This is a genomic window from Catellatospora sp. NPDC049133 (assembly GCF_040648455.1).
In the GTDB taxonomy this organism is placed as follows: Bacteria; Actinomycetota; Actinomycetes; order Mycobacteriales; family Micromonosporaceae; genus Catellatospora; species Catellatospora aurea.
Genome location: NZ_JBEZDT010000019.1, coordinates 91,624 through 104,694 on the forward strand (window position 1 = coordinate 91,624; position 13,071 = coordinate 104,694).

The 13,071-nt window shown below is 72.4% G+C and carries 13 protein-coding genes; 9 read left to right on the top strand and 4 right to left on the bottom strand.

Translation table 11 applies throughout. The annotated features are described in order from the left end of the window. Positions 1-114 precede the first annotated feature (114 nt). The 5 genes from AB0B35_RS22255 to AB0B35_RS22275 all read left to right on the top strand — a co-directional run bounded on the left by AB0B35_RS22255 (position 115) and on the right by AB0B35_RS22275 (position 5,592). A complete protein-coding gene (locus AB0B35_RS22255; protein WP_361048469.1) occupies positions 115-1,383 on the top strand; it encodes a hypothetical protein in 1,269 nt (422 codons plus the stop codon). Positions 1,384-1,487: 104 nt separating this feature from the next. Beyond that, complete coding sequence (locus tag AB0B35_RS22260) at positions 1,488-2,801, top strand: DUF1800 domain-containing protein (protein ID WP_361048471.1); 1,314 nt, start codon at positions 1,488-1,490, stop codon at positions 2,799-2,801. A 19-nt stretch (positions 2,802-2,820) separates the two neighbouring features. After that, positions 2,821-4,050 (top strand): DUF1501 domain-containing protein, encoded by a 1,230-nt coding sequence (locus tag AB0B35_RS22265; RefSeq protein WP_361048473.1) that lies wholly within the window; start codon positions 2,821-2,823, stop codon positions 4,048-4,050. A gap of 45 nt (positions 4,051-4,095) precedes the next feature. Further along, positions 4,096-4,767, top strand: coding sequence for a copper resistance protein CopC (locus AB0B35_RS22270; RefSeq protein ID WP_361048475.1), 672 nt, complete (start codon positions 4,096-4,098; stop codon positions 4,765-4,767). Positions 4,768-4,875: 108 nt separating this feature from the next. Then, positions 4,876-5,592 (top strand): pyridoxamine 5'-phosphate oxidase family protein, encoded by a 717-nt coding sequence (locus tag AB0B35_RS22275; protein WP_361048476.1) that lies wholly within the window; start codon positions 4,876-4,878, stop codon positions 5,590-5,592. A gap of 12 nt (positions 5,593-5,604) precedes the next feature. On the opposite strand, the gene AB0B35_RS22280 is transcribed toward AB0B35_RS22275, so the two are convergent. The 4 genes from AB0B35_RS22280 to tnpA all read right to left on the bottom strand — a co-directional run bounded on the left by AB0B35_RS22280 (position 5,605) and on the right by tnpA (position 9,667). Beyond that, entirely contained in the window at positions 5,605-6,264 is a 660-nt protein-coding gene (locus tag AB0B35_RS22280) for a response regulator transcription factor (protein WP_361048478.1), read from the bottom strand. Further along, positions 6,261-7,538 (bottom strand): sensor histidine kinase, encoded by a 1,278-nt coding sequence (locus AB0B35_RS22285; RefSeq protein ID WP_361048480.1) that lies wholly within the window; start codon positions 7,536-7,538, stop codon positions 6,261-6,263. Before AB0B35_RS22285 ends, AB0B35_RS22280 begins: the two co-directional genes overlap by 4 nt. 298 nt (positions 7,539-7,836) lie before the next feature. Then, positions 7,837-9,057: a transposase gene (locus AB0B35_RS22290; RefSeq protein WP_361048482.1), complete on the bottom strand. Its 1,221-nt coding sequence runs from the start codon at positions 9,055-9,057 to the stop codon at positions 7,837-7,839. Next, positions 8,942-9,667, bottom strand: coding sequence for an IS200/IS605 family transposase (tnpA, locus tag AB0B35_RS22295; RefSeq protein ID WP_361048604.1), 726 nt, complete (start codon positions 9,665-9,667; stop codon positions 8,942-8,944). The genes AB0B35_RS22290 and tnpA overlap by 116 nt, the downstream gene beginning before the upstream one ends. On the opposite strand from tnpA, the gene AB0B35_RS22300 reads away from it, so the two are divergent. The 4 genes from AB0B35_RS22300 (at position 9,555) to AB0B35_RS22315 (ending at position 13,029) form a co-directional block, all read left to right on the top strand. Beyond that, complete coding sequence (locus AB0B35_RS22300) at positions 9,555-9,860, top strand: hypothetical protein (protein ID WP_361048614.1); 306 nt, start codon at positions 9,555-9,557, stop codon at positions 9,858-9,860. The two genes, tnpA and AB0B35_RS22300, sit on opposite strands and share 113 nt — an antisense overlap. Before the next feature lie 471 nt (positions 9,861-10,331). Then, a complete protein-coding gene (locus AB0B35_RS22305) occupies positions 10,332-11,054 on the top strand; it encodes a hypothetical protein (protein WP_360531686.1) in 723 nt (240 codons plus the stop codon). A gap of 31 nt (positions 11,055-11,085) precedes the next feature. Then, entirely contained in the window at positions 11,086-12,039 is a 954-nt protein-coding gene (locus tag AB0B35_RS22310; RefSeq protein ID WP_361048484.1) for an ADP-ribosylglycohydrolase family protein, read from the top strand. A gap of 111 nt (positions 12,040-12,150) precedes the next feature. After that, positions 12,151-13,029, top strand: a complete 879-nt coding sequence (locus AB0B35_RS22315; protein ID WP_361048486.1) for an aldo/keto reductase — start codon at positions 12,151-12,153, stop codon at positions 13,027-13,029. The last annotated feature ends 42 nt before the right edge of the window (positions 13,030-13,071 follow it).

The following is a 13,071-nucleotide window of genomic DNA, read 5'->3' on the forward strand; positions in this document are numbered from 1 at the left end:
ATGGATGCGCTTTCGACCATGTGTCAGGCAAGTCGGACGATCAACGGCGTCCGGGGCCGCCGCCGGGAGAAGGCGGCGGGCCGTGCGCGGCGGCGGCCGCGCTAGCCTGCCGGGATGAGCGATGCCGCCGCACTCCCTGAACGCCGTGGCTCGGCCGCCTTCGCGGGCCTGATCGGGGCCGTCGCCGGCCTGTCCGTGGCCGCGTCCTGGGGCGTCGCCGCGATGGCGGCAGGCGCGCTGGCGGGCGCGCTGCTGCTCGGCCTGGTCGACGTGCTGGCGCGGGCGCGGCAGCGGCCGGGCGAGATCCCGGCACTGTGGTCGCGCATCGTGATGAGCGCCGCGCTGGCCGCGCCGTGCGGCTGGGCACTGGCCGCGCTGGGCGCGAACTCGCTGCTGATCGGCGTCGTCGCCGGTGGCGCAGCCGGGCTGCTGGGCGTACGCCCGCACAAGGTCGTGCTAGGTCCGCTGGTCGGCGCGGCCCTCGGCTGGGCGATGGCGGGCGTGCCCGGCGCGATCGTGGCGGCGGTGACCGTCGCGGCGTTCCGCATCCTGTCCGCGCTGCTGTTCCGCGACCCGCAGGTGAGCCTGCTGGCAGAGCGGGTCGACCCGGCGCGGCTGCCGTTCGTGGTGCCGCTGGCCGCCCGCACCCGCTACGTCGGCACCGGCTACGTCGCCGACCTGGCCGAGCGCCTCGGCGGCGAGCACCGCCGCGACCACCCTGACATCGGCATCGTCGCCTCGCTGGACGAGCTGGCCGGGCCGGGGTTCGACCCCTCCGGCGCGGACCCGCTGGTGCGCGAGTTCTACGAGCACACCACCCGGTTCACCCTCGACATCGAGCCCCGCTGGCGGGCCTGGGTCCGGCCCGGCTACCTGTTGTACCGGCACCTGCTGGCCCGGCCGCTGGGGCAGGCCGACGTGCCGATGAACCAGCGCGAGACCCAGCGCGGGGTACGCAGCCGCATCGACACGGTCAGCGTCGACGGCGAGATCACGGTGCGCGGCTGGATCCGTTCGTACGCCGACACCGACGCGCCCATCTACGTGGGCGTGTACACCACTTACCGGCGCGAGGGGCGCGGCTATGTCAGCGTGGGCTTCCCGCTGCCGCAGGCGAGCTTCACCGCCACCCTGGAGCCCCGGACCCGGCCGGGCGGCGGGCTGGTGCTGACCAGCCGCAGCAAGCTGGACCAGCCCGGCCACTACCTCACGTTCGTCGACCCGGCCGACGGGCGGCTGACCGCCATGGCGGTGCACGGCTTCGCCGAGGACCTCGACGTCTACGTGCGGGACGGGCGGCTGCGGGCAGAGCACGCGTTCCGGGTGTTCGGCCTGCCGTTCCTGGTCCTGCACTACCGCATCCACCGCAAGCCGGCCCGCTGAGCGCCTCGATGGCCCGCGTGGCCGGTCCGTCACTGTTCGTGGCTTTACGTTCCCCGTACACGCAGCGCGAGCGGCTCGGATCTCCGCCTGCCTAGGATCGGCGCATGGCGGAACGGGAGAAGGTCGCGCACCTGCTGCGGAGGGCAACGTTCGGGCCCACCGCCGACGAGGTGGACCGGGCCGAGCGGGCCGGATATCAGGCGACCGTCGAGCAGTTGCTCGCACCGGACGGCGCGGACCGGGGCGCGGGGCGTACGCCCGCCCCGAAGCTCGGCGCGGACCCCTACACGGACCTGCCCAAGAAGCCGAGCCGCGAGCAGCGCCAGCGCGCCCAGCAGGCCCGCAAGGAGCAGGTGCAGCAGCTCACCAAGTGGTGGGTGGACCGGATGGTCGCCGCGGATCACCAGTTCACCGAGAAGCTGGTGTTCTTCTGGCACGGCCACTGGGCCACCAGCGTGCAGAAGGTCAAGTCGGCCGGGTTGATGCTGGCGCAGCAGGAGACGTTCCGGCGCGACGGCCGGGGCGACTTCGGGGTGCTGGTGCGGGCGATGCTGCGCGACGGCGCGCTGATCCACTGGCTGGACGGGCAGCGCAACACCCGCAAGGCCCCCAACGAGAACCTGGCCCGCGAGCTGATGGAGCTGTTCACGCTCGGCATCGGCGCGTACACCGAAGCCGACGTCAAGGCCGCCGCCCGTGCGCTGACCGGCTGGACCGTGGACCGGGTCGACGGCACGGCCACCTTCCAGCAGGCCCGCCACGACCCCGGCAAGAAGACGGTGCTCGGACGCACCGGCCCGCTGGACGCCGACGCGCTCGCCGAGGTCATCCTGGAGCAGCCCGCCGCGAAGACGTTCCTGCCCGCGCGGTTGTGGTTCCGGTTCGCCTCCGGCGAGCCCATGCCCGACGGTGTACGCGATCGGCTGTCCGCCGCGTTCGCCGGGCACGACGTCACCGCCCTGGTCCGGGCGCTGCTGACGGACGAGCAGTTCGCGGCGACCGGCGGGCAGCTGGTCAAGCAGCCGGTGGAGTGGCTGGTCGGCGCGGTGCGACAGCTCGGCGTCGCCGCGGCGGCCGACAAGCAGCGCAAGCAGCTCTATCAGGGCCTCAACCGGCTCGACCAGGTGCCGTTCAAACCGCCGAGCGTCGGCGGCTGGCCGTCGGGCACGGCCTGGCTCAACACGTTCGCCACGCAGACCCGGGTGCAGTTGGCGCAGGCCCTCACCGCCGCGGCGAGCCCCGCGTTCCTGGAGCGCCTGTCGGCCGCGCCGGTGGCCGGCCGGCCCGAGGCCCTGGCCCGGCTGCTGGTCGTGGACGCCTGGACCGACCGCACCCGCAAGGTGCTGGCCGAAGCCGCCAAGGACGCCAAGAAGCTGACCGTGCTGGGGCTGATCAGCCCCGAGTACGCGGTGCACTGAGAGTTCGAGGAGACGACCGATGGACACCACGACCCGGCGGAAGTTCCTGATCGCCAGCGGCGTCGTCGGCGGCGCGGCGCTGGCCGCGGGCGCGACGACGCTGGCCCTGTCCGACCTCCTCGACACCGCCGGCGACCGCCCGGACGGCGCGAAGACGCTGGTCGTCATCACGCTGTACGGCGGCAACGACGGCCTCAACACCGTCATCCCGTACGCCGACCGCGCCTACCAGGACGCCCGCCCCGAGCTGGCCTACGACGGCGGCGAGGTGCTCAAGCTCGACGACGCGACCGGCCTGAACCCGGCCCTGAAGGGCCTGCACGAGCTGTTCGGCGGCAAGAAGCTGGCGATCGTCCGCGGTGTCGGCTACCCCAAGCCCGACCGCAGCCACTTCCGCTCGATGGACATCTGGCAGACCGCGAACCCGGAGCGGCCCGGCAACACCGGCTGGATCGGCCGGTGGCTCGATGGTGCGGGCGGCGACCCGCGGCTGGCCGTGTCGTTCGAGAAGGTGCTCCCGCCGCTGCTGGCCGGTGAACGCAGCGCGGGCGCGGTGATCGGCGCGGCCGACGTGAAACTGCCCAAGGCCGTCACCGCCGACGCGCTCGCCGGGTTCGCCGCGCCGTCGGCCGGGGAGCCGCCGCTGCAGGCGCGGGCCGCGGCGTGCTTCGGCGACCTGGCCCGGGTGCGGGAGATGGCCCAGCAGGTCAAGGACGCCGACGGCGACGACGGTGGCGACGACGAGAAGGTCCCGGCGACCGGCACCGGCGGCCCGGCCGGGCTGCAGGCGCAACTCGACCTGGTCGCGCAGTGCATCGAGGCCGGGGTGTCGACCCGGATGTTCTCGGTGTCGCTCGGCGGCTTCGACACCCACGCCGACGAGCGCGACCTGCAGGAGACGCTGCTGTCGTACCTGGACAAGGGTCTGACCGCGTTCTACAGGCGGATCATGGCGCATCCGGCGGGCAAGGACGTGGTGGTGCTGGTGTACTCCGAGTTCGGGCGGCGGGTGCGGGCCAACGCCTCCGACGGCACCGACCACGGCACGGCGTCCAACGTGTTCGTGCTGGGCGAGTCGATCCCCGGCGGCCTGTACGGCGAGCAGCCCAGCCTCACCGACCTCGACGACGGGGATCTGAAGTTCACGACCGACTTCCGCGACGTGTACGCCAGCGCGCTGGACCGGGTGCTGCAGGCCGATCCGCAGGCGGCGCTGCAGGGCTGGAAGGGCCGACTGGACTGGTGGTGACGGCGGGGATGGTGCGGGCGACGGCGATGGCTTAGCTTCATGCGCATGTCTCGAAAGATCGCCGCCGTCCTCGCCGCGGTGGCCGTGGCCGTGCTGCTGCCCTCCCCCGCGCAGGCACACGGCCAGCTGGCCTTCTCCGACCCCGCCGACCGCAGCACCGTGACCGAGCCTCGTGAGAGCGTGCGGCTGGTGTTCACCGAGAAGCCGACCCAGGCCGCGTACTTCACGGTGAAGGCGCCCGACGGCACCCGTGTCGACCACGGCTGGTCGGGTGGCGAGCCCAAGCCCCTGCCCAGTCCGGTGCAGGAGCTGACGCTGCGCGACGGCAACTGGGAACCCCAGCTCTACAAGATCGGGTTCCCGACCGTGATCCCCGTGTCGCACTGGCCGCAGACCGGCGTCTACACCATCACCTACCTGTCGGTGGCCTCCGACGGCGACAAGGTCAGCGGCGAGATCCGCTTCGACTACCAGGGCAGGCTGACCGCTGCCCCGGCCGGTTGGACGCCACCGACCAACCAGCCCGACCCGCAGTTGCTGGGCCAGACCGCGCCGCCGCGGCAGCCCGCCGGGTCGGGGAACGCGACGTCCGGCGTCGAGGCCGCCCCAGGCCCCGACCCGGCCTCGACGACGTGGCCCTACTGGGTGCTGGCCGGGCTCGTGGCGGCGCTGGTCGTCGGCGGCGTGCTCGTGCACCGGCGGCGCACCGCGCGCTGACCTCGGCCGGCCTCCCGCGTCGCACCCGCTGTGCGACGCGGGAGGACCGACGTCCGTGAATCTCGTTCGCAGGCGCGCCCGCAGGGGCGCGCGGCCGAGGGGGACGAGATGACCCGGATCGTCGAGAAGGTGCAGGGTTCGGCTGCGGAGCGCCGCCTCCAGCAGGCCCACGGGACCACCGAGCGGGCGCAGCGCTTCTACGACCAGCAGATGCTGGACCACCTCAACGAGCGGATGGCGGCGTTCGTCAGCCGCCAGGAGATGATGTTCGTCGCGACCTCCGACGCCGCCGGGGAGTGCGACAACACGTTCCGGGCCGGGCCCGCGGGCTTCGTGCACGTGCTCGACGCCACCCACCTGACGTGGCCGGAGTACCGCGGCAACGGGGTGATGGCGAGCCTGGGCAACATCACCGAGAACGGCCACGTGGGACTGCTGTTCGTCGACTTCGTCACCGACGTCATCGGCCTGCACGTCAACGGCCGCGCGACGGTCCTGGAGGACGGGGCGGCCCGGGCCGCGTTCCCGGACCTGCCGGTCGACACGGTCCCGGGGCGGCGGCCCGAGCGCTGGGTGGTGGTCGACGTGCAGGAGGCGTACATCCACTGCGCCAAGCACATCCCTCGGATGGCCAAGGCGCCGAGCAGGCGGGAATGGGGCACCGACGACGTGCGGCGCAAGGGCGGCGACTTCTTCGGCGCGGCCGCCGACGCCGCCGCGCGCACCGCGTCGCCGGTCGACGCCGCCCGCCCCACCCTCCTGCGGCGCTGGCTGCGGCGGATGAAGCCCAGCCGCCGGGTCGATGCGGCCGCCGGCACCCGATGACCCGGCCGGTGGTCAGTTCGGCGGGGTGACCAGGCCCAGTTCGTACGCGGTGATGACGAGCTGGACGCGGTCGCGGGCGGCCAGCTTGGTGAGCAGCCGGGCGACGTGCGACTTGGCGGTGGCCGGGGAGATGAACAGCTCCTGCGCTATCTCGCCGTTGGACAGCCCGCGCCCGACCAGCGTGAGCACTTCGCGCTCCCGGTCGGTGATGCCGGGATCGGGGCGGGCCGCCCGGGGCGCGGTAGGCCCGGCGGCGAAGTCCGCGATGAGGCGGCGGGTGACGCTCGGCGCGATCAGGGCGTCCCCGGCCGCGACGACCCGGATCGCGGCCAGGATGTCGTCCAGCGCCATGTCCTTGACCAGGAACCCGCTGGCCCCGGCCCGCAGTGCGCCGTAGACGTGCTCGTCCTCGTCGAAGGTGGTGAGCATGAGCACCCGGGCGGGGCCCGACCCGGCGGTGATCTGCCGGGTGGCCTCGATGCCGTCCATGCCCGGCATGCGGATGTCCATCACGACCACGTCGGGGCGCTCCTGGGCGGTCAACCGGACCGCGTCCGCGCCCGTACCAGCCTCCGCGACGACGGTCAGGTCGGGCGTCTCGTTGATCAGCACCCGCAGTCCGGACCGGACCAGCGGCTGGTCGTCGGCGAGCAGCACCCGGACCGCCGTCATGCCTGCGCCCGTGCGGCCGACCGGGGTCCGGGCACGCCGTGCCCCGGTGCCGCCTGCTGCCCGACGCGGGGATCCGGCTGCGGCTGCGCGGCGGCAGCCACCCGTTCGGGCAGCGGAATCCATGCGGTGACCAGGAATCCGCCGCCTTCCCGAGGCCCGGCGGCGAACTCGCCGCTGAGCAGTGCGACCCGTTCCCGCATGCCGGTGATGCCGTAGCCGGATCCGGGCTGCGGGCAGCCGCGACCCTCGTCGGCGATCGTCAGGCGCAACTCGGTGTCGCGGTAGTCGACGGTGACCGTGCACCGGGGCGTCGCCGCGTGGCGTACCACGTTGGTGACGGCTTCCTGCACCACCCGATACGCCGACAGCTCCAGGTCGCCGGGCAGCGGCCGCCGGTCGCCGCGGCAGTCCAGCTCGACGCGTACCCCCGCGCTCGCGGTGGTCGCGGCCAGGCGCTCCAGGTCGGCCAGCGTCGGCGCGGGCGGCGCGACGTCGCCGTCCCGGCGCAGCCCGACCAGCATGCGCCGCAGCCCCGCGAGGGTCTCCCGGCTGGTGTCCTCGATGGCCTGCAGGGCGTTGCGGGCCTCGCCGGGCTGCGAGTCGATGACGCGGCGGCCCATGCCCGCCTGGATGGCGATGACGCCGACGCTGTGCGCGACCATGTCGTGCAGCTCCCGGGCGATGCGCAGCCGCTCCTCGGCGGCGGCCTGACCGGCGGCCCGGGTCCGGATCGCCTCGGCGTGCTCGCGGCGGGTGCGCACCGAGTTGCCGACGGTCCAGGCGAAGGCCATGGCCAGGGTGGGGATCTCGAACTCGAAGACGGGCGTGTTCAGCCCGTTGGCGTACCCGATGAGGACCTGGACCAGCAGAGCGACGAACGCCACGGTGGCCGACACGCGCCGCGAGCGGTTCGCGGCGACCACGGCCACGGCGAGGTCGACGGCGATGAGCTCCAGGTAGCGCATGTCGGTGAGGTACGCGACCTGCTCGGTGTGGATCGCGACCGTGGTCAGGGACGAGCCGACCAGCAGCAGGCCCAGCGCGGCCAGGGGGCGGCGGCGCAGCAGCGCGAACGGCAGCGCCAGCGCCAGCGCGGGCAGCAGGTGCCGCATCGACAGCCACGGCACCAGGTCGATGCTCCCGCCGCCGGCGCCGTCGGCGACCACGACGTACAGCAGGACCGGCGACGCCAGGGCACCGGTCCACGCGAACACGGCACGCGACCACCCGGCGGCTGTGCGGCGGGCCTTCGGGCCAGGGGTGATGAGGTCCACTCGGTGAGGGTAGCCAGCTCAGCGGGGTGCGGCATCCGCCCGTGGGCGTAGGCCCAGGGAATGGTGCCGGCCGCCGTTGCCGTCCGGTGCCCGATGCCCGCCGTGCTCGTTGTGGCGCTGACCGCCGGGCGCGACCATCGACACCGCGCCCGACCACCTCGCCGTACGCGGACTGCCCGGCGGCGCTCGCCTTCGCCAACGCCGTCGAACGGGACGAACTGACCACCCCACCACCAGCCTGGAGGAAGCCTTCGTGACTCCGCCCACGCGTGAGCGCGCGGGCTTCCTACGTCGGTGGCTAGCCACCGGCGCAGAGGACCAGCCCGGTCCTGTAGAGCACGTTGAGCGCGCCTACCCGGTCGGCGTGTTCGACCAGACCGCAGTTGACGCACTCGAACTCGGCTTGGTTGACGCGGTTGTCCTTCGCGACGTGCCCGCAGCCGCCGATCTGGGGCGGGCAGGTGCGCGAGGTGTTGCGGGCGTCCACTGGAATCGTTCGGCGACCGGCGCTCTCAGCCTTGTTCGCCAGGATTGCCAGGAACTGTCCCCAACCTGCGTCGAGGATGGCACGGTTGAGCCCGGACTTGGCGGCGGCCTGGTTGGGCAGGAACACGCCGTCGTTTCCAGGATCGGGCTTGGGCGCGGACTTGCCGGTCATGCCCGCGATGTTCAGGTTCTCGTGCCCGATCACGTCGTGCAGTCGCACCAGCTTCAAGGCCGTCTTGTGGTGATGGTCGAGCCGCCTACGCGCGATCTTGCGGTGCAGGTCGGCAACCTTGCGGGCGGCGGCCCGGTGCTTTTTCGTGCGGCGTCTGGTGCGCTGCGGATACGTCGAAAGGTGCTGCTGGGCTGCGGCCAGCTCGCCGGCCGTCGTGCGCAGGAACGTCGGGTTCGGCTCGTGCACGCCGTCGGAGTCGGTGAAGAAGTGCACGGTGCCCACGTCGACACCGACGATGCTGCCCGTGGGCGCCAGCGGCTTCGCCGCGACGTTGTCGCAGGACAGGATCACATACCAGCGGCGGCCCTCACGTTTGACCGATACGGTCTTCACCCGGCCGTTGACCGGCCGGTGTTGGTGCACCCGCACGTGCCCCACACCCTGCAGACGGACCCTGGTCTGGGTGTCGTGCGGGGTGCTGTTCCAGCGGCAGCCGTCGCCGTCTTTCGGGAAGGTCACGGTGTCGAAGTGCCCGGCTCCTTTGAAGCGGGGGTAGCCGGGGGTCGTTCCGGCTTTGACGCGGCCGAAGAACGCAGCGAACGCCTTGTCCAGCCGCCGCAGGGTGGCCTGCTGGGACGAGAACGACCAGCGGCCCTGCCGTTCGGGGTCGAACGCACGGATGTCTTTCAACTGGGCGGACTGACCGCTGTAGCGGATCGTGGTCCTCGACGCGTGCCGGTAGGCGTCACGACGTTCCTGCAGTGCGGCGTTGTACAGCGACCGGTGGTCGGCCAACATCTCGGCCAAGACCTGCTCCTGACGCACCGTAGGCCGCAGGAGGAACTTGTACGCGCGGATCACGACCCCTCCCCCAGATTCCTCCTCCAGGCCGTTCCCGCTGGATGTCGATGTATCGGCGCATCGTGGCGGCGCTTGCGGCAACCGACGCGGCGAAGTACGACGACGACCACAACCTGGGCAGCTTGGAGCGCAGGTGCGGGAACCCCTCGCGCAGGATGCGGGAGGAAAAGCCCTTGAACTGCTTTGAGACGAATGACGCGAAGTCCTTCGGGTGGTGCCTGGCGAACACGTGAACGTGGTCCGGCATCACCTCCAGCGCCACGATCTCCCACCCCCGTTCGTCTGCCCCGGCTCGGATCAACACATCCAGGCATTGCGCGACCAGGCCACCGACGACCGGGCAGCGGCACTTCGGACACCACACGACGGCCAGCCCGAGGTCATACACACCACCAGAACATCGGCGGACGCTCTGGTCGCAGACACACCGAGCATACGCACTGCATCCATATAGGGATGAAGCTGCGGCCGGAGCCAGCCGCAACGCCGCAGTGTCCATGGCGGACCCCATCGCTCGGCGCACCGTGGTGGCTTCGGCCCTGCTCGCCCGGTCTGCGCCCTCATCGGACTCTGCCTGGGCGGTGCCGACCCGCCACACCGCCATGACCATGGTCACCGGTGCGTTCCTGCCGCTGATGCTCCCGACGATGCTCTCTTCGGACAAACGCTGGTCGGCCGAGCTGGGCCACCTGACGCCCCGCATCGCCTGGAACACCTCAGTCATCCCCGTCGAACAGCAACGCCTCTCCCATCCTCGACACCATCGTCCGCAGCCGGCAGGAGAACCATCAGCGACCTTATGAAGCGGTATTCACGCCGCAAAACCGGCGGGGACGACGCCCTCGCAGCGAACAACTCTCCCGACCATCCGGCGGCGGCACGATCGTCACCAGGACTCAAGATCCGGAAGGACGAGTGCTCACCCACCCAACCGCGATCACCCGACGAGTCTGCCCCAAGCCGACCCGCAGCACTCATTGGGAAGGGCGCCTCCCAACATCTGCCGACGTGCGGCCTGGGGCGGGCTGCCGCCGCGCCGCGCGGACGGACGCAACACGAGAACGTGACGGCCTTCGGCTGTCGGGATGTGCGCACATAGACGCAGGTGCAGGCCGCGCGTCTCGCGGTTCGGCGGAACGGATGACGCGCCTTCCCCGCCAGCGGCGGGGCGACTACCATCGGCGCTGTTCTCGACGGTGCAAGCTGCGCGGGAACGTCGACCCGGGCCGGCGGGAGTCGCGGCGTTGAGAACACTGGGGTGAGGAGAACCTGCGATGACCGACAACCGGTTGAAGGGTCGGGTCAAGGGCCTGTTCAGCGGCCCGGCCGAGAACGAGCCGATCGAGCAGCAGGCCAGTGTGCTCGCGGACCCGGACGCCGAGCGGCAGGCGCTGCAGGTGCTGGTGCTGGCCCGGCGCACCGCCGACGAGCACGTCGCCACCGCGCAGGCCGAAGCCGACCGGATCAAGGGCGATGCCCGGGCCAAGGCCGACGACCTGGCCCGTGACGCGCGCGGCATCGTGGAGAGCGCCCGGCAGGACGCGGCGCAGATCCAGGCCGCCGCCCAGGCAAGGTCGGTGGAGATCAACCGCGAGGCGCAGGCGAACGCCGACACCGCCCGCCGGGAGACCGAGCAGATGATCGCCGAGGCGCGCTCCACCGCGACGAAGATCGTGGAAGCCGCCCAGGCCAAGGCCGACGAGCTGGAACGCGACGCCCTGCAGCAGTACGAGGACGTGGTGGGCAGCCTGGAGAACAAGCGCTCGGTGCTGCAGCGGCGCATCGAGGCGCTGCAGAACTTCGACCGCGACTACCGGGCCAGGCTGCGCAAGTTCATGAACAGCCAGCTGGACGCCCTCGACCTGGACGAGCACCCCGCGCCCGAGGGCGACGACGAGCTCGCCGAGGTCGCGGCGGGCCCGGAGCACAAGCAGCCCGCGGTGGTGCGCCGCCAGCCGGCCGCCGTCGTGGTGCCGCAGGAGCGCCGCCGCCCCTGAGCGGCGGCCCGCGGGTGGCATCATCACGAGCATGACCGCCGACCGATCCGACCGGGTGGCCGGCGCGCTGCTCGGCGTGCACGCCGGTGACGCGCTCGGCGCTACCGTCGAGTTCGACTCCTGGGAGTACATCCGGTTCCGGTATCCCGACGGCGTCCGGGAGATCACCGGCGGTGGCGTGTTCGAGTGGCCGCCGGGCCACGCCACCGACGACACCGACCTGACCCGTGCCGTCGCACTGGCCTATCTGGACCCGGGTGAGGACGTCGTGCTCGCCGCCGCCCGGCTGATGCTGAGCTGGTACGAGGGTGACTGGCCGGGCCGGGTGCCCGGCCGCCCGCCGGTGGACGTCGGCGGAGCCACCGAGGACGGGCTGCGCGCGTTCGCCCGTACCGGAGATCCGGACGGCTCCGGCGCGGGGCCTGGCCGGGCGGGGAACGGCTCGCTGATGCGCTGCATCCCGACCGCGCTGGCGGTGCGCGACCGCGAGCGGCGGATCCGGGAGTCGGTGCGGATCTCCGCGGTCACCCACTCCGACGTGCGGTGCACGGTCGCCTGCGCGGCGTACAACGAGATCGTCGCGGTGCTGGTCGACGGCGGCTCGGCGGCCGATGCCGTGGCCGCCGGGACGGCCGCCGCACAGGAGCTGGGCGAGCGGTCCGTGGTGGACGCCATCGCGCTGGGCGAGCGGCTGGACCTGGCCGAACTGGCCCGGACCGGGGTGACCGGCCTGCCCGACGACGGCAACGGATACGTGCTCGACTCTCTCGCGCTGGCGGTCGCCGCCGTGCTCGACTTCCGCGACCTGAGCGACGTGCTGATCGACATCGTCGCGCTGGGCAACGACAGCGACACCAACGCCGCGATCGCGGGCGGGCTGCTGGGGGCTCGGGACGGGGCATCGTCCATCCCGGACGCATGGCTGTCGGTGCTGCAGTTCCGCACCGAGTTCACCGGCGTAGCCGCGGAGTTCGCCCGGCGCTGAACGCGGGTCGCAGCGTCCCTCCGACACTAATAACCTAACAAGGATCATGGCGTTGCGCCATCGGGCAGTCGAGGGACTGCGCAGCTCAGCGGTGCTGGCTATGGTCAGCCGATGCCTACTCCCCTGATCAACGCGAACGCGGCGGGCACCTGGACGCTCGGTGACCTGGCCGTCAACCGGATCGGATTCGGCGCGATGCGCCTGCCCGGCGGCGCCAACTACGGCTACGGCGCGTCCAGCGACCGCGACCGGGTCATCGGTGTGCTGCGGCAGGCCGTCGAGCTCGGCGTGAACCACATCGACACGGCGGCGTTCTACTTCTCGCCGCTGCGCTCGGCCAACGAGCTGATCAACCGGGCGCTCGCGCCGTACGCCGCCGACGTCGTCATCGCCGTGAAGGTCGGGCCGGGCCGTGACCCGTCCGGCGAGTGGCTGCCGCTGGCCCGGCCCGACCAGCTGCGCGGGCAGGTCGAGGAGAACCTGCGCCAGCTCGGCCGCGACCACCTTGACGTCGTGTACCTGCGCCAGCACGGCCTGGACTCGGTCGCCGAGCACTTCGGGGCGCTGGCCGAGCTGCGTGATGCGGGGCTGATCCGGCACCTGGCCCTGTCCAACATCCGGCCGCAGCACCTGGCGCAGGCGCAGGCGATCGCCCCGGTGGTGAGCGTGCAGAACCCGTACGGCGTCGACACCCGGCGCATGCACGACGAGTTCGTGCGGGTCTGCGGTGAGCAGGGGGTCGCGTTCGTGCCGTTCTACGCGATCGCCGGCGAGGGCAAGGAGTCGGGCGGTGTCGCCCGCAACGACGCGGTGCTGGCCGTGGCACAGGCACGTGGTGTGACGGCGGCGCAGGTGCGGATCGCGTGGACGCTCAGCCGCGGGCCGCACATGCTGGCCATCCCGGGCACCGGCAACCCCGACCACCTGGTGGAGAACATCGCCGCCGGGGCGCTGCGCCTGTCCGCCGAGGAGCTGGCCTGCCTGGAGTAGCGCGACCGTCCGCCTTCGACACGATCAGGTCCATTCCACGGG